The sequence below is a fragment of the Aliidiomarina haloalkalitolerans genome (genome assembly GCF_003987315.1).
Classification (GTDB): domain Bacteria; phylum Pseudomonadota; class Gammaproteobacteria; order Enterobacterales; family Alteromonadaceae; genus Aliidiomarina; species Aliidiomarina haloalkalitolerans.
In genome coordinates this window covers 905,711-922,981 of the sequence record NZ_PIPI01000001.1, presented here as the reverse complement: position 1 = coordinate 922,981, position 17,271 = coordinate 905,711, and the positions used below count along the sequence as shown (strand labels likewise).

At 49.7% G+C, this 17,271-nt stretch carries 11 protein-coding genes; 4 read left to right on the top strand and 7 right to left on the bottom strand.

The window, feature by feature from the left end; translation table 11 throughout:
* Window positions 1–104: 104 nt before the first annotated feature.
* Window positions 105–2,546, top strand: a complete 2,442-nt coding sequence (locus tag CWE06_RS04230; protein ID WP_126791431.1) for a VolA/Pla-1 family phospholipase — start codon at window positions 105–107, stop codon at window positions 2,544–2,546.
* Window positions 2,547–2,704: 158 nt separating this feature from the next.
* Window positions 2,705–3,712: a protease SohB gene (gene sohB / locus CWE06_RS04225; RefSeq protein ID WP_126791558.1), complete on the top strand. Its 1,008-nt coding sequence runs from the start codon at window positions 2,705–2,707 to the stop codon at window positions 3,710–3,712.
* Between the two features lie 45 nt (window positions 3,713–3,757).
* Here sohB and CWE06_RS04220 read toward each other — a convergent pair whose 3' ends face one another.
* Genes CWE06_RS04220 through CWE06_RS04195 form a run of 6 tightly spaced genes read right to left on the bottom strand, consistent with a single transcriptional unit; the run spans window position 3,758 to window position 10,782 of the window.
* Entirely contained in the window at window positions 3,758–5,512 is a 1,755-nt protein-coding gene (locus CWE06_RS04220; protein WP_157981129.1) for a BatD family protein, read from the bottom strand.
* Window position 5,513: 1 nt separating this feature from the next.
* A complete protein-coding gene (locus CWE06_RS04215) occupies window positions 5,514–7,328 on the bottom strand; it encodes a tetratricopeptide repeat protein (protein ID WP_126791427.1) in 1,815 nt (604 codons plus the stop codon).
* Complete coding sequence (locus CWE06_RS04210; protein ID WP_241972465.1) at window positions 7,321–8,316, bottom strand: VWA domain-containing protein; 996 nt, start codon at window positions 8,314–8,316, stop codon at window positions 7,321–7,323. Before CWE06_RS04210 ends, CWE06_RS04215 begins: the two co-directional genes overlap by 8 nt.
* Window positions 8,316–8,795 (bottom strand): DUF4381 domain-containing protein, encoded by a 480-nt coding sequence (locus tag CWE06_RS04205; RefSeq protein ID WP_157981128.1) that lies wholly within the window; start codon window positions 8,793–8,795, stop codon window positions 8,316–8,318. Before CWE06_RS04205 ends, CWE06_RS04210 begins: the two co-directional genes overlap by 1 nt.
* Window positions 8,795–9,823: a DUF58 domain-containing protein gene (locus CWE06_RS04200; RefSeq protein ID WP_126791423.1), complete on the bottom strand. Its 1,029-nt coding sequence runs from the start codon at window positions 9,821–9,823 to the stop codon at window positions 8,795–8,797. The genes CWE06_RS04205 and CWE06_RS04200 overlap by 1 nt, the downstream gene beginning before the upstream one ends.
* Window positions 9,823–10,782, bottom strand: a complete 960-nt coding sequence (locus CWE06_RS04195) for an AAA family ATPase (protein ID WP_126791421.1) — start codon at window positions 10,780–10,782, stop codon at window positions 9,823–9,825. The genes CWE06_RS04200 and CWE06_RS04195 overlap by 1 nt, the downstream gene beginning before the upstream one ends.
* A gap of 123 nt (window positions 10,783–10,905) precedes the next feature.
* Here CWE06_RS04195 and fadI point away from each other — a divergent pair, with 123 nt between their 5' ends.
* Complete coding sequence (fadI, locus tag CWE06_RS04190) at window positions 10,906–12,234, top strand: acetyl-CoA C-acyltransferase FadI (RefSeq protein ID WP_126791419.1); 1,329 nt, start codon at window positions 10,906–10,908, stop codon at window positions 12,232–12,234.
* The gene (gene fadJ, locus CWE06_RS04185; RefSeq protein ID WP_126791417.1) at window positions 12,234–14,366 is read left to right on the top strand and encodes a fatty acid oxidation complex subunit alpha FadJ; all 2,133 of its coding nucleotides are present in this window, start codon (window positions 12,234–12,236) and stop codon (window positions 14,364–14,366) included. Before fadI ends, fadJ begins: the two co-directional genes overlap by 1 nt.
* A gap of 76 nt (window positions 14,367–14,442) precedes the next feature.
* Here fadJ and CWE06_RS04180 read toward each other — a convergent pair whose 3' ends face one another.
* Window positions 14,443–17,211: an insulinase family protein gene (locus CWE06_RS04180; protein ID WP_126791415.1), complete on the bottom strand. Its 2,769-nt coding sequence runs from the start codon at window positions 17,209–17,211 to the stop codon at window positions 14,443–14,445.
* Window positions 17,212–17,271 lie beyond the last annotated feature (60 nt).

The window sequence follows — 17,271 nt, the reverse complement described above, 5'->3', positions numbered from 1 at the left end:
AATAATCATTAGCAGAAGTGTATAACTTTCTGTTAACGTTTGCTGAAAGTCAGCATTTGCTGTCCCAGCGCGATAAATAGAACAACAAGGATTGGGGATACCTCATGAAAAAACTGTTTTTGTCTTTAGCAATCACCTCAGCAATTGGCTTATCAGCCTGTGGCGCCGACGGTGATCGAGCTCCGGTGACTCAAGAAGATGTGCAAATCCCATTTGCGCGCGTAGCGTTTGACCCGGGTGCGGGCAACTTACCAGTGCCAAGTGATATTTTGTTAGGTGGTACAACTGACGGTACCCTGAACATTCCAGTTCCGGATGCTACCGATTTCAGTAACCCACAGAATGCCATCAACGCATTGGATGGTTGGTCTACCGCCATGCCTTTGACCTTTGGATTCACTTTGCCAGACGATCCAAACGGTAATGGACAAATTGGTATCCGCGCGAGCTCAGTTGAAGCCGCCGGTTCTGTACGTGTGTTTAAAGTCGTGATGGGTGGCGATACGCGCGACTCAGAATGTATGACTCGCCCGTCAGGTACTGCCTGTAAATTTGTCGCCGAGCTGCAACATGGTCAAGACTTTACGGTTGTATTCAGCGGTGGCCAAATTCAAGTGATTCCGCTGCGTCCTTATGAGCCAAAAACTGGCTATATTGCGGCATTAACAGACAGCATTGTCGATGAACTTGGTCGCCCAGTGCGTCCATCTTCAACCTACTACCTTTTAAGCAAGCCGCGGGCAACTGCTCCAGTTGGTGCTGATGGAAGCCAAGAGTCACAACTCCAAGGCATTATTAACAGCTACCATGCGGTATTAGGTCAAGCGGGTGTGCAAACTGATAGCGTAATTTACAGTTCAGGATTCACGACTCAGTCTGTGAACGATGTTCTCGACGTCACCAAGCAATTGCTGTTGCGCGAAGACTTGCGTCCGAGCATGAGCACATTCCCGACCGGTCAAACTGCAGCGAGCCTGCTTGGTTTAACGCCTGAAATGGGTCAAAGCTTTGTGGTTGCCAGTGCAGCGCAGATTTACGGCGGTCAGGTTACTCTGCCTTACTACAGCCCGATCCCAAGTGCAGAAAATCCAACTGCGCCATTGAATGACCACTGGCGTGCAGGCTTTGTTAGCCCAGCGTCAATCATTATTGGTGTTCAATCTGGTCAAGTGACCGTTGAAGAGCTTGTCGGCATGGGTCTTGATCCAGCGTTGCTTGGTAACCCAGCAGCCTTAGCAGGGCAAATTCCATATGAAGCGGCAGCAGGTTCAGCATTGGCGCAACTTGACCGTTTCCGTCACTTAACGAAGTTCAACCCAATTCCACGTCCTACCACGATTAACTCTGTACCGTTATGGATGTCTGTCCCTGACGTCACAGTGGTGAACGCAGTGCGTGCTCAACTGGGTATGGACCCGATCACTATGCCTGCAGGCGGCTGGCCGGTCGTTATTTTCCAACACGGTATCACGGGTTCAAAAGAGAACTTCTTGCCGATCGCTGGTACTTTAGCGGTGTCAGGTCACGCAGTTGTGGCAATTGACCATCCATTACACGGTGAGCGTGGTTTTGAAATTACCGATGCTTCTGGCAACGTGGTTCGTGTGATTAATGCGACGACCGGTGAGGGTGGCTCGCCAACTGATTACTTGAACCTAGCAAGTTTGTTAACTGCGCGTGATAACTTGCGCCAGTCTTCAGCTGACTTACTTGGTTTGCGTGTTGGCCTAAACTTCTCAGATGTTGCTGGTGTTTTGATTAACCCAACGAATGTGAAGTTTGTTGGTCACTCGCTCGGTGCAATTGCTGGTACTAACTTTATGGCAGTGGCAAATACTCCGTTAACCGGTGATCTTGCGCAAGCACAAGGCTTGTTCCAAGTGCAAGCGGGTTCATTAGGTATGCCAGGTGGCGGTATTGCACCATTCCTAGTTGCTTCTGAACGTTTTGGACCAGTTATCGGTGGTCAAATTGCGTTCCAGTCATTTGAGAGCTTCCGTAACTATGCGATTCAAGAAGCTATGAGTGAAGGTATTGATCCACAAAGCCTTGCCTTCATGGACTTCTTACCAGTTGCTTACGTTCGCTTCTATCAGGGTGGTGTTGCCACTTCAGCTGACCAAGCGCAGTTACAAGCGACCTTAGGCCAGTTCCAATTTGCAGCACAAACTGTGGTTGACTCCGGTGACCCGATTAACTATGCCGCGAAATTACGTGCGACAGGCACTCCGTTGTATCTCATTCAAGCGAATGGTGACAAAGTTGTACCGAACAGCACGCCGCACCCACTTGGCGGTACTTTACCGTTAATTCGTGAACTTGGTTTACCGTTTATTTCTGGCCCAACCCAGTCACAAGACGGCAACCCAATTAGTGGTGCAGCTCGCTATGTTGGTGCTGGACACTCGTCGCTGTTGAACCCAGCAGACGCAGATGCCAACCCAGACACACGTGCTGCGATTACTCAAGACATGCAACAGTCGATTGGTGTGTACTTCGAATCAGGTGCTCGTATCCTGATGGTGACACCACAATTGCTTCAGTAAAGGCAATTAAGCACTGATAGAAGGGCTAGCAGCGATGCTAGCCCTTTTTTATTAGGTCGCACACGAGTGCGGATATGGTTGCATCACGGCGTAAATGTTCACATACTGCAACCATGCAAACGATGACCAAAACTTTGAAGTAAGGATGTTTTTCAATGATCGAATACTTAACTGAGTACGGTGTATTTTTACTGAAAACAATCACGATAGTGGTCGCCATTATTATAATTCTTGGCATGATATTTAATGCAGCGGAGCGACAAAAAGAGAAAAAGGGCGAATTGCATATTCACAATTTAAGTGAAGATTTAAAAGACATACAACAGCGTATGCAGTTTGCAATGCTTAGCCCAAAAGCGCGGAAACAGGCAGAGAAAGCGGCGAAGAAAGAAAAGCCAAAGGATAACGACAGCCAACGCGTGTTTGTCATCGACTTTAAAGGTTCGATGGATGCAAAAGAGACGGAATCATTACGCCGTGAAGTGACGGCTGTACTTGCTGTCGCTAACCCAAAAGAAGACAAAGTGGTTGTTCGTTTGGAAAGTCCAGGCGGTGTTGTCCATGGTTATGGCTTAGCAGCAGCGCAACTGAAGCGCTTGCGCGATGCAGAAATCCATTTAACGGTCGCAGTCGATAAAGTTGCTGCCAGCGGCGGCTACATGATGGCCTGTATTGCCGACCGCATTGTCGCTGCTCCGTTTGCTGTGCTCGGCTCGATAGGTGTCTTAGCGCAATTACCGAACTTTCACCGTTGGTTAAAGAGCCATGACATCGATTTTGAACAACTCACGGCGGGAGAGTTTAAACGAACGCTAACCGTATTCGGCGAGAATACCGAGCAAGGTCGCAAAAAGTTTCAGCAAGATCTTGAAGATGTTCATGGCCTGTTTAAAAACTTCGTCCAAGAACATCGCCAGAGTCTGGACATTGATGCCGTCGCAACGGGGGAGATTTGGTATGGAACACCAGCACTCGAGAAGGGGCTTATTGACGAAATTAGTACCAGTGATGATTTGTTACTAGCCTTAAATAAAGAAGCGCGATTATTTAAAGTGGAATATAAAGAGAAACTTAAGCTGGCGAATAAGCTTGCGCATGGTGCGCAAACGACCATTGATCGCTTGTTAATGAAGTGGTTCGAGCGCTTCAGTTTCTGGCGCTATTAAATTAGTCCCGAAGCCTCATGAATCTTGAGGCTTCGGGGGCTGGTTTTAGACCCGATAAAGCGGCGGTAACTTCGGTTGCGCTGCTTTTTTGCTACCTGTTTGATGCAGCTTTTGAATTGCTGACCAAAGCACCTTACCTTCATTCCAGTCTGGCTTATTGGCGCTATAAAGGCTTTCCTCAAGGGTGTTGATGGCTGTGATTAAACTCTCATGCCCCTCATAATCGGAAAGGTGACGACTGACGTCGCTCAATCCTTTGGCGACCTTGCCGGTGCGACTATGGTGCCACACAAGTAAGGCTTTACGAGCAGCGCTAGCGCGATTTTTCATACAGGCTTGCTTTAAATTTTGCAAAGGCTCACGAGCGTGCACAGGAATCTGTTGATTGCTCGTTGTTTTTTTCTTAGTGGCCGCCGTGCGTCGCCAAAAATAGACCAGAAGGGCGCAGGTCAACAGCCAGAGGCCTGCAAATGCCGCAGCAAGCCATCGCCACCAACTCGCACGTTCGACCTGCTCAGCGGGCTGCTCAGGAAGGCTCGGTTGCAGTTCTTGCGGATCAGCTTGAACGGGTTCTGGATCGACGATCGAGCCAGGCACCGTAAGTCCTCCGGGAGGTTCAATCACGTTAATTGTGCGCGCTGGAAGGACAGCAACCTCGGCTCGATCAGCTTCTGTGTTCCACCATGGTACTCGCACTTCCGGTAGTTCGAATTCACCCGGCGCGGCAGGCACAATAGCCGTTGCATAGACTATACGTGCCAATTGCGTACCCCGGGTCGCGACTTGTTCGCTTTGACCGCGATCAGGGTAGACTCTTAGCCCGTGAGGGTAGTCAACGCTTACTTCAGGAAGCTGCTCTGACCGCAAGCCGGCCGCGGTAAGGGTAATTCGTCGAGTAATTGGCTCGCCGACGGTAAAGGTCTGATTGTCCGGCTCCCACTGTTCTTCTAGTGTTAATCGAGGCGTCGGCAGCCAGTTACCGACCCAATTAGATGGCCGCGGCTTTACCATTAAGGAAATTGGGCGGGTGCTCATGCTCACTTGTTCGATGCGGCCGAGTGCACTGAATCCGGTTGCAGGTAAGCGGCGAATTTGGCCATCAAAATAAATAGCCGGTATAGTTAGTTCGCCACTGCGACGCGGGGTAAGCGCATAGTTGCGAGTAATAATAAGGTAGCGTTTACCGTCGATTAACTCTTGGGTTTGTTGGTCTTGACCAAGTTGCTCAATTTGTAAGTGTTCGACATCCGGAAAGTTGATTCCGCCGCCTTCGGGATTCATCGCAAAGTGCAAGCGCAATTGCGCACGAACTTGCTGTTGGACATAAGGTGATTCGGTATCCACCTCTAATGTAATAAAGTAATCAGGTGCTTCCCCCGTATCAACAGGCTCTAAAACCTCCAGTTCAATTGCTGAAGTTTGTGCATCAGCAACGACAAAAGAGGGAATCGTCGTGCGGCCTGGTTCACGCGCAAGCAGTGTGAGGCGCCATTCAGTCACGTGCTGAGTTTGACCATTAATCGTACTCATCGACTGCTGAAAGCTTGTATTCCGCAGTACTAACCGACCCAGGTCACTAGGAATAGTGAGAGCGTTGCGAGCCAGGGACTGGTCAGCACGAATGGTGAGCTGCAGTGATTCACCGGCAATGACAGGATTTTTATCCACGTTTGCTGTGACATTGAGCTGATTCGCTTGTACCGCCATTGTAGGCGTTAAGGTCATTAAAGTAATTAGCGTTAACAGCACAAGTGTGCCGATGAAAACCAAAGCGCGAGAAGGCGATAGCAATGTGCGCATTTTAAAATCCCCGTGGTGGTAACTGTTGTCGACGACGTTGTGCTTCGCGACGCAGTCGATTTTGCAACAATAAGCTCGGATCATCGTTTAGTCGATTGAGCAATTGCTGCAGTTCTTCACGCTCTTCAGCAGACAAGTTATCGACCTCAATCGCGTCTGCATCTGCGAGCTCTTGACCTTCGCTGTCTTGGTCTTGAGGTGCTGCATCGTTTTGCTCTGACTCTTGTCCTTCTTGAGCTTGTTCATCTTGACTGGGCTCTTGCGATTGCTCTTGATTCTGTTGGTCTTGCTCCGAACTTTGCTCTTCTGAAGGCTCGGGTTGGCCGTCTTCGCTTTCTTGAGGCTCACCATTTTCCTGTTGCTCACCTTGTTGTTGCTGCTCTTTTTCTTGTTGGTCTCGCAGTGCTTCAACGAGTTCTTTATTTTCCTGTAATTCACGCCAATCGGGCGCTAACGCGAGGCCCTCATCGTAGGCAGCAAGAGCAGCATCAAGGTCACCTAATTGAGCGAGTGCATTACCACGATTAAAGTGTGCCTGCGCATTCCCCTCAGCAGATTGAGCATAAGCTGCTGCAGACGCCGCAAAATCACCGGCTCGATAGAGCGCATCACCACGGCGCATGGGGTCTTTGAACCTCTCTGCGGCAGCCACGTAGTTACCCTGATCGAAAAGTTGTTGAGCTTGTTGTTCGCGGGTTAAAAACGGTCGCTGCCAAATAGGTATATCACGTCCTGACACCGTTGAACTTGGTTCTGACGCCGCAACGGCAGTGACTGGCATCTGCGTCAATACCAGCAAACTTAGCGCTGGCCACATCCATAGTTGTCCGCGACGCGCAAGTGGTAATAACCAGGGCAGCAACAATAAGGCGAGCCACGGTCCAGCGTCGAGCCAAATTTCGCCACTTAGGTCGCTCGCACTGATTTCACCTTCATGACGACTTGCGGATGCTTCAGCGTGCGCGAAGAGATTGGCAACGTCAGTGTTGTCGGCGGTCATACTTTGGAATCGACCACCGGTTTCAGAGCTTATACGCTGCAAATAATCCGGGATAAGTCGTGGCAACATGACGCGTCCACGCTGATCTCTCAATAACTCTCCTTGGGCGTCGCGCACCGGTGCACCTTCCGAAGTTCCTACCGCCAAGATATTAATGCGGTAGCTGTGGGCTCGGAGTAACGTGCGCAGTTCTTGCATGTCGCTTTGATTAATACCGGCGGTTAACCAAAAAATGTCGCCAGTTTGGTAGCCTGCGTTGGCTAACTGCGCAATCGCTGCTTGCATGGCCAGAACCGGATCATGGCCTTCGATGGGCATGATCTCTGGGGTGATTACTCGCAGGTTTTGCAGAATGGTCACACCGTCGCGGGTGAGCGGATTCACCGCAAATGCATCACCAGAGTAAGCAATAAAACCAAGCTGACCGTCTTTAAATTTCTCGACTAAATCGATAGCTTTGAAGCGCATTTGGGTAAATCGATCCGGCGCGATATCTTGCGCTCTAGTTTGCATACTGGCATCGAGCAACAGGACTGCACCACGGTCCTGGTTAAACACAGGCATGTCGACTTTATGTAATGCTGGCCCGGCAAGCGCAACGATGAGTATTGCGAAGAATGCCATACCACCTAATCCGCGCCACAGTTTGCTGTGGGGTTGTCGACCTTGAATCATCAATTGCTGCAAATGAGGCGCAATAATTTGTTCAAGTCCTAAGCGTTGGCGAACTCTCAGGATAATGAGTGGAACCAGCACAAACAGCCACGGAATCAGCAGCCACAAAGCTTGTGGGCGCAACCAAAATATCTCAATCATACGGCCTCCGAACTGTTCTCAGGCTGCCGAGACGAAGACCAAGCAGAAGCTGCAAGAACGCAAAAAACAGTGCTGCGGCGAGCGGGAAGGCGGCGAGACTCTGGAATGGGCGGAAATATTGCTCCGCCGCCGCAATAGGCTCAATTTCGTCAATGATTTGATAGATCTCTTCCATTTCTTCAGTGCTGCGGCCGCGGAAATATCGGCCTCCGGAAACTTGTGCAATGGTCGTAAGAAATTGTTCATCGAGGTCGGTACTTGGGTTAATTCGACGCTCACCGAACAAACCCTGCACCACCATTTCGTCAGAGCCGATGCCAATGGTATGAATCTTAACGTCATGATTTGCCGCTAAATGAATGGCCGCATTAGCATCAATGACACCCGCATTAATCATGCCGTCAGTAAGCATTAAAACAACTTTATTGTCGCTTGGTCGATCTTCAAAGTACTTAATCGCTAAACCAATGGCATCACCTAATGCAGTGCGTTGTCCGGCAAGTCCGATAGAGGCTTCTTCTGCTAGTGTTGCAACGGTATTCAAATCGGACGTGATCGGCACATAAACGTAGGCATCGTCTGCGTATACGATTAAGCCAATTCGGTCCCCGCTGCGACGGCGAATAAAATCGGCAAGAATTTTGTGGGCCGCTTCTAATCGAGTTGCCCGCCGACCATTGAGCGTCATATCGTCCATTTCCATACTGCCTGAAAGGTCGAGGGCAATCATAATTTCGCGCGCTTCAGGATTTAATGGAATCGGCTCGTCAAGCCAGCGAGGTTGCGCTGCAGCGCTAATTAATAAACTCCAAATTAGAATTGGAAGCAGCCAAGACCAACGTCGTTTTTGCCCGCTGCTCGCTGTTGGCACGAGATAATCTTGTTGTGGTAACCAGAGGGCCGCTTGTGGCGATCGCGGTAATAGCTTGCGAACAATAAAAGGTAGAGGCCAGAGCGCAAGAATCCATGGCAGTGCGAAAGTAAACACTAACGTACCTCCCGCTTCATGGTTATTAGGCGCGGCCACCAAGCGATCGTCACCCACTGCATGGCAATCTTGCGATAGTGTTCAACGAGTTCATCAGCTGGCTGAGGGCGATACAGCGCTGCGGTAATTTGTTCATAGTCATCAGCAACGTTGATCTGTTCTTTTGCTGGCCACGTGGCCAACCAAAACTCTTGCCAGGGTCTCCCTGTTAGTGCAGCAACAGCCGCACTTGGCCATAACATTAATGTTGCTCGCCGAACGAGGGTGTGAATGGCAAGTAAGCTATCGGCCTGCTCGAGCTGAGTGAGTATCTGCTGTTTTAATATTTGCTGCTGCCGGCGTTTGGCCAGTAAGACAAGAATATAAATGACGACGCCCAAGATTAGACCGAATAGCAGCCACCAACCCCAGCTAACTGGGGCAAACGCAACAGGTTCGGTGACTTGGATATCGTGTAAGTGGTCGAGCGGGTTCATCATTAGCGCACTCTCCCAAGGAACCATTGTTGCTGAACCGGCTCGGCCGCTGATATTTCAACATGAGCAATACCGGCACGGCGCAGCTGCGTGGTTAACTGTTGTTGCCGCGCGCTAGCGCTCTCTAACCAGTTCAGATGCACGCGATTTTGGCTTGCACTCAACTGGCTCCGTTCGTGTGCGGCATTGATGATATCGATATCTTGACGAAACTCAGGGGGTAACTGCCGTTCGAACGGATCAAAAATTTGCACTGCGGTCACACTATGATGGCGACGAAGTGCACGCATTAACTGTAACTCAGCGTCCTGACATTGGAAGAAGTCACTAATAATCACAATATCAGTGCCAGGTCGACAGATTTGTTGTAACCGGCGCAGTTGCGTGAGCAGCGTTTGTGACCCTAGCATTCTTTTGTTGGAGTCAACGACATTGCCACGTGATTCAGTCTCACCTGCGCAGTGACGTAACAACAGCAGTGCACCATGTTGGCGCCCCTGTGGCTTGATTTCGTGATGCTCAGAGTCGTTGAAGATTAGACCGCCAATGCGGTCACCGCGCTGCACCGTATGCCAAGCCAAGCCAGCGGCCACATGTGCCGCTTGCACTGACTTAAACAGGAGTTGCGAGCCAAATTGCATACTCTTGCTTAAATCGACGCACAGATACACAGGGCGTTCTTTTTCTTCACGATACAATTTGGTATGCGTTTTTCCTGTACGTGCGGTCACGCGCCAGTCGATAGCACGAATATCATCTCCCGCTTGATAATGACGAACTTCGTCAAACTCCATGCCGCGTCCACGAGTTTTACTTAAACGCTGACCACTTTGCACTGTGACCCCAGCACGTTTCGGTAAGGGCAGGCGTAATGGTTGTTGCCGATAGGCAAGAAGCTCCGTCAGGGTGACCGAGTGACCATTACTGTGCGCCTTTTCTAACCATGCACTGCGCTCATGTGCGGTCATTGGTTCGCGGCTTTCTTGCGCGGCAGCGCTGACCGGATTGTCCATAGCGTCGTTTTTCAACATTAAGGTGCTGGTACAGTTTCGAGTATGCGGTCAATGACCTGATCGGCATTAATGCCATCGGCTTCCGCTGCATAACTCAGAATGATTCGATGACGGAGAACATTATGAAGCAGACTTGCGATGTCATCTGGGGTGACAAAATCACGTCCAGCAAGCCAAGCTTTGGCGCGTGCGCAGCGATCCAGTGCAATGGTTGCTCGTGGGCTGGCACCAATGGCTAACCAGCTCGCCAAAGTTTCGCAGTAAGCACCTGGCTCTCGCGACGCCATAATCAGTGCAACCAGATAGGCTTCAACTTCGGGTGCCATATATATCGTCATGGTTTCCCGGCGCGCAGCAAAGATAGTTTCTTGTGCAACTGGCTCAGCCATCTCGATTTGACCTGCTAACGTTTCGCTGCGCGTTAAACGCAGTATTTCACGTTCCGTTTCAGCGTCAGGGTAACCTAGCGAAAGATGCAGTAAGAACCGGTCGAGCTGTGCTTCCGGAAGTGGGTAAGTACCTTCTTGCTCGAGCGGGTTTTGCGTGGCCATAACCGTATACAGCGCGGGTAGCTTGTAGGTATTACGACCGACACTAATTTGCCGCTCGGCCATTGCTTCAAGTAAAGCAGATTGAACTTTGGCCGGTGCACGATTGATTTCATCAGCTAGAATGAGGTTATGGAAGAGCGGCCCCTGCTGAAAGAGAAACTCACCGGTTTCTGGCCGATATACGTCAGTGCCGGTTAAATCAGCCGGTAGTAGGTCAGGGGTAAATTGTACGCGTTGAAAGTCACCTTCAATGCCACTAGCCAAAGCTTGTACGGCTCGAGTTTTCGCCAAACCTGGCGGTCCTTCAACAAGCAAGTGACCATCGGCGAGAATTGCAATGAGTAAGTGCTCAGTTAAACTTGGCTGGCCGAGAACTTGACTGTCGAGGTACGTTTGCAATTGGTGAAAAGCGTTTACTGCGCTCATAACTTCCTCATTATTTATTCGTGCGAACCGCTCATCTTACGGCTATGGTTTTATTTTTCTACATTTGTGTATAGAATCGTAAGATAATTTGTGGTCTGACCACTACGACAACAGGGGTAATCTATGTCAGCTTCAGGACATTCCGTAACCAAGCAACGCTTGCTTACTGCAAATGGCGACCGAATTGCAATCGTCGCCGGCTTACGGACACCGTTTGCAAAACAAGCAACTTACTTTCATGGTGTACCAGCTCTCGACATGGGGTCGATGGTGGTACAGGAACTCATTCAGCGTACCAATTTAGCCCCGGCATTGGTAGAACAATTAGTTTTTGGCCAAGTGGTCCAAATGCCGGAAGCGCCTAACATTGCCCGTGAAATTGTCCTAGCAACCAGTTTACCTGTAACTTGCGATGCATTTAGTGTTAGCCGCGCGTGTGCAACTAGCTTTCAGTCCGCGGTCAGTGTCGCTGAAGCCATGGCCGCAGGCACAATTAGTGTTGCCATTGCCGGCGGTGCAGACTCCTCTTCAGTGCTCCCAATCGGTGTCTCGAAGAAACTTGCTCGCGCTTTAGTCGACCTCAATAAAGCCCGCAGCCTTGGTCAACGCCTAAGCATCTTGAAACGGCTTGGACTCAAAGATCTGATGCCAGTTCCACCGGCCGTCGCAGAATATTCAACGGGCCTAAGTATGGGCCAAACCGCTGAGCAAATGGCCAAGAGCCATGGCATTAGCCGTGAAGACCAAGACAAACTGGCTCATCGGTCACACCAACTTGCGCACGAAGCGTGGGAAGCCGGTAAATTAGTCGACGAAGTCATGACGGCTCATGTCCCACCTTACAAAGATTACCTTAGCCGCGATAATAACATCCGTGGTAACTCTGAACTTGCTAGCTACGCTAAGTTGCGTCCAGTTTTCGATAAAAAGCATGGCACTGTCACAGCAGCTAACTCGACGCCATTAACCGATGGTGCGTCAGCGGTGCTAATGATGACGGAGAGTCGTGCGAAGGAACTAGGCTATACCCCGCTCGGTTACATTCGTAGTTATGCATTCAGTGCTATCGATGTTTGGGAAGACATGCTGATGGGGCCTTCATATGCGACACCGATTGCATTGGAGCGCGCGGGCATGACCTTAAATGACCTTACCTTAATTGACATGCACGAGGCCTTCGCGGCGCAGACGCTTGCTAACGTTAAAGCCTTTGCGAGTAAGAAATTTGCTGAAGAGAAGCTTGGTCGCAGTGAAGCAATAGGCGAGATCGATGAAGCTAAGTTCAACGTCATGGGAAGTTCGATTGCCTATGGTCACCCGTTCGCGGCAACGGGCGCGCGGATGATGACGCAAGCCTTAAACGAATTACATCGACGTGGTGGTGGCACTGCATTAACAACTGCATGTGCAGCTGGTGGATTAGGTGCAGCAGTAATATTGGAGACCGAATAATGGCTAGTTCAGAGACGAAAAGCGCCTTCCAACTCGACTTGCGCAAAGATGGCATTGGTGTGATCACAATTGATGTGCCCGGCGAAAGCATGAATACATTGAAAGCCACATTTGCTGATGAAGTGGCAGACTTGATGGCTCGCATTGAGCGGGAAACCGAGTTGAAAGGGTTAGTGTTTATCAGCGGTAAACCGAGCTCGTTCGTTGCGGGTGCTGATATTCGCATGATCAATGAATGTGAAACTGCAGCAGACGCAGAGAGCTTAGCGCGGCAGGGGCAGGCGTTATTTGACCGGATTGAAAGTTTACCGATTCCGGTGATTGCGGCGATTCATGGTCCAGCGCTAGGTGGCGGCCTTGAACTGGCGTTAGCTTGTCATGCGCGGGTGGTTAGTGACTCACCAAAAACAGTGTTAGGTGTGCCGGAAGTGCAGCTAGGGTTGTTGCCAGGTTCGGGCGGCACTCAGCGACTACCGCGCTTAGTCGGCGTGCAGAATGCCTTAACGCTAATGTTGACAGGTAAGCAGTTGCGTCCTAAGCAAGCGCTGAAAATGGGTTTGGCAGACGAGATTGTACCGCAAAGTATCCTTCTTGAAGCTGCGGTAAAACTGGCACTGAAAGGCAAACCAAAGAAGAAAAAGCCACAATTAAATTTTGTCGGTAAAGTCCTCGAAGGGCCGTTGAGTTCCGTGTTGTATAAAAAAGCGCGGGAACAAGCCCAAAAGAAAGCGCTTGGTAACTACCCGGCTATCGACAAGATTATCGATACAGTCATGTATGGCATGAGCAAGGGCATGCAAGCTGGCTTAGAGTACGAAGCTAAACAGTTTGGCGAACTGGCGATGTCAGACGTGTCTTATCAGTTGCGAAATATCTTCTTTGCCACAACAGAAATGAAGAAGGAAACTGGTGCTGAGGGTGTCCAGCCTGAGAAAGTGAAAAAAGCCGCGGTACTAGGTGGCGGTTTAATGGGCGGTGGTATTGCTCACGTCACTATTAATAAAGCCAAAGTACCTGTGCGATTGAAAGATATTAATCAAGAAGGCATTAAAAACGCATTGGCTTATCATCACAAATTATTGATGCCGCGGTTACAGCGCAAGATTATGCGCATGTCACAGTTTCAACAAGAATTGTTGATGTTGAATGGAACAGTTGATTACTCGGGCTTCAAGAATGCTGACATCGTAGTTGAGGCAGTTTTCGAAGATCTGAACTTGAAACAGCAAATGGTTGCCGACGTCGAAGAACACGCCGCAGCGCACACCATTTTTGCAACCAATACGTCGTCATTGCCCATTACGCAAATTGCGGCGAAAGCAGCCCGGCCAGAACAGGTCATTGGTCTGCATTATTTCTCGCCGGTTGAGAAAATGCCGTTGGCGGAGATTATTACCCATCCGGGTACTTCGGCGCAGACAATTGCAACAACGGTCGAGTTTGCCAAGCGCCAAGGTAAAACGCCAATTGTTGTGCGTGACGGAGCAGGTTTCTATGTCAACCGTATTCTTGCACCGTACATGAATGAAGCAGCGCGGCTTCTGTTAGCAGGTGAACCAATAGAAGTACTAGATAAGACATTTGTGAAGTTTGGTTTCCCGGTTGGCCCAGTGACTTTGCTCGACGAAGTCGGTATTGATGTTGCCAGCAAGGTTGCACCAATTTTAGCCAACGAATTGGGCGATCGATTTAAGGCACCAGATGCATTCAGTAAGTTGCTTGACGACGGCCGTAAAGGCCGCAAGAGTAACAAAGGCTTTTATGTTTACGGTAGCAAGAAGAAAGGCAAGCAAGTTGATAGCTCAGTGTATGCCTTGTTTGGCATAACGCCGGCCGCCAAACTCGATAAAGACGTCATGATTGAACGCTGTGTCTTACCAATGCTGAATGAAGCAGCGTGGTGCTTGCAAGAAGAGATTATTCGCTCACCGCGAGACGGCGACATTGGTGCAATTTTCGGGATTGGCTTCCCACCATTCCGTGGTGGTCCATTCCGTTACATGGATAGTTTAGGTGTGCAGCACGTTGTTGCACGTCTGCAGCACTATGCGGAGACTGAGGGTGAACGTTTTACGCCATGTCAGTTACTGTTAGATATGGCTGCGAAAGGAGAGTCGTTCTATAAGAAATAGCGATTTAAACGCTTAAGAGAAACCCGCGTCATGCGCTTAAATCAGTGCACCGCGGGTTTTTTATTGCTTGGTGAAATTACTCAGTATGACTACAGGACTGTAGCGTCATTGCACAGCGTTCGCTAAGAAAACGCCGCTGAAAAAATGCTTGAATTTGCGGCAGTGTCAGCACTTCAACGGTGTGACATATGTCGTTGGCGAGGCCAAAATTGGCATTGTTGTTAATAATGGCGCCCCAGTATCGCTGGGCTCGCACGCGTAAACTTGGTGCAGCCTCTTGCATTTGCCGAATCACACTGTGTTGGGCGCTCGTAAACTCGTCTTCACTCAATTGCTCGAGTACCTGATTAAAATCTGCGAGAAAAGCTTCCATGGCCTCATTGAGCACTGCCGGCGAGCTATGAGGCGACTGCACATAACAAAGTAAACCGGGTAAGCCATGCATGGGGACATAACTACTGCCGACTAAATAACCAAGTTGTTCCTGCGTTCGTAAACGATTAAAGAAACGCGGGCCGAGTAATTGATTGAGAATTAAAAATGATGCTTTTTCAGTGATCTCTGTTGTTTGCCCTTGTACAAATAGAGCGCAGGCATGATCAGAATGTTGGCTACTAAACTTCGTGCTCACAACACCTGAGCTTAAGCGTTTAACCGTGCGTTGTACCTGTAATCGAGGTTCGGCAACGATCGGTAGGGTGGTCTCCACCCAATGCGCGAGTTCTTGTGCCGTTTTCTCATCGATATCGCCATGAGCCAAAAGCGTTGCTTGAGCATCACGCAACATTCCGGGCAGAAGGTTACAGTAAAGCTCGAAGTCGAGGTCTTCAATGCTGGCCGCAAGCTCTTGGGCTGTATACGCACCATACTGCAATTGGTGGTGTAAAAGAGCGAACAAATGGTTAATCGGCTTGTTTTGGTTCATCGCTTGCCACTCACGAGCCAATTGATTGCGCACTGTTAAGAATTGCTGTTCGGTGCTGCGATGAGCATTTAAGCTTTGCATTAAGGCTTTGAATAGCTCTGACTGGCGGTCAGAGAAACCGGCTAAATGAAGCGTAACCCCCGACTGTTGCGGGTATAAATTAAAATGCATACCGGCTACTTCAGCAGCATAGAAGCGCTCATTAAGTTCTTCTAACGCCAGCTCACACCAAATACGGCTAATTGCATTGTTGCGCGCATTTGCTGTCGTCATTGGTAAGCGCAAGGACAAGTAAATATGCGCTTGCGGCTCGCGAAAGGTTGCGTCTTGCAGGTGCCAAAGTTCAACCCCAGTTTGCTTTTCGCTCGTTGAAGAGCTCTTTAAACTCGGCCAGTAACCATTGCGTTCATCACTTCCGGCAGAGGCGCTCGTGGCAGCTTGTTGGTCAAGTGGAAGTGGCTCAATGCGCTGCGGAATATATGGATTCGGCTGTGGTGGTTGTAATTCAGATGCATCTGCTGGCGCTTGGCGAAAATACTCAAGCTGCTCAGGCGTTAAGGGCTGAATAGTGTATTCCGCACCATAGTAATGCCCCATCTGGTTCGTTTCGACACTGCGGTGAATGACTGTGATACGACTTCTTTCCGGCGTCATTTCTGCAAGTAAGCGGCTGGCAAACTGGTGGCGCAAACCGTCCATCCGATAATCACCACTGATGACGTGCTGCGGATGATAATGCAGCATGTTGATCACCAACTGTGCGGCTAAATCAATAGGCCGCTGTGATTCTGGAAAGCGATAATTCAGCGCTTGCATTTGCTGCCGCTCGGCATAAATATCATCGCGCAAGCCTTGCTGAGCAACTACTCGAATATAGTGGTAACAGGTTTGCAGAATATCGTCGATATGCTCAAGCCCTAAATCGGTGAGCATCATATTCAAGTTGAAATCTTTAAAGTTATAGCCGCTCATTCCACCGCCAGCGGATAACTCGCTAATCCAATGTTTACTTCGGAGCAGGTGGCATAAACTACCGCGACCTTCGTCGCCAAGAATATGGGCAATAAACGAGGTGGTTTTATGCAAGTAGTCGCTATTAATTTCCGGAAATGAAAACGTGACGATCAGTCGGCTGGCGTCTTTCAATGGCCGCACGAAAATTTTACAACCAAGTTGTTCGGGCAAATAAATCGGTTGCTCTGGCATGGGTTCAGGTAGACGACTGCGCGGCAGAGATGCAAACACTTGTGCCAGAGCCGTCAGCTCAGCGATGGATTGCGGACCAATTAACACGAGCGCGGCGTTAGCCGCTGTATAGTAGGTTTGCCAGTAATCAAACAAGCGCTGGCGCACGGGTAGGTCGGGTAAATCTGCCAAGGTGGTTGCATTGCCCACGGAAAACTTGGCAAACGGGTGCAATGGGTTCGCTGTAATTTTGTGTACTTCGTATAACCGGCGCAGCTCATCGTTACGTTTTAACTGGTATTCGGCCTCGATCGACTGTCGTTCTTTTTCAACCCACTCGCTTGCTAGTAGGGGCTGCGTAAAAAGGCTACAAAAATGCTCGAGTATGGGCTCGAAGCGATCGGGCCGCACGGTTAAGTAATAATTGGTATGTTCGGTGGCCGTCCACGCATTATAGTGGCCGCTAGCAGCGTGTATGGCCTTCGCAAAGGCTTCAGGCTCAGGAAATGGGCGACTTCCGAGAAACAACATATGTTCGAGGAAATGAGCAACGCCAGCAGCGTCTTGAGGATCTTGAAAGTGACCGGCGTTGACCGCAAAGGCTGCGGCAGATTGCGTTAACTGAGGATTGTGCGCAAGGAGAACTGGCAGCCCATTATCGAGCCACAGCCATTGATATTCATGGCTATCATGTGGGCTCGATTCGGGGGTAAACGCATTTTGCGCACAGTGCATGCGGGTTAACCTTATAATTTATGCTAACTTCCTAATCTAAAAAGGTGCTAATACCGCATG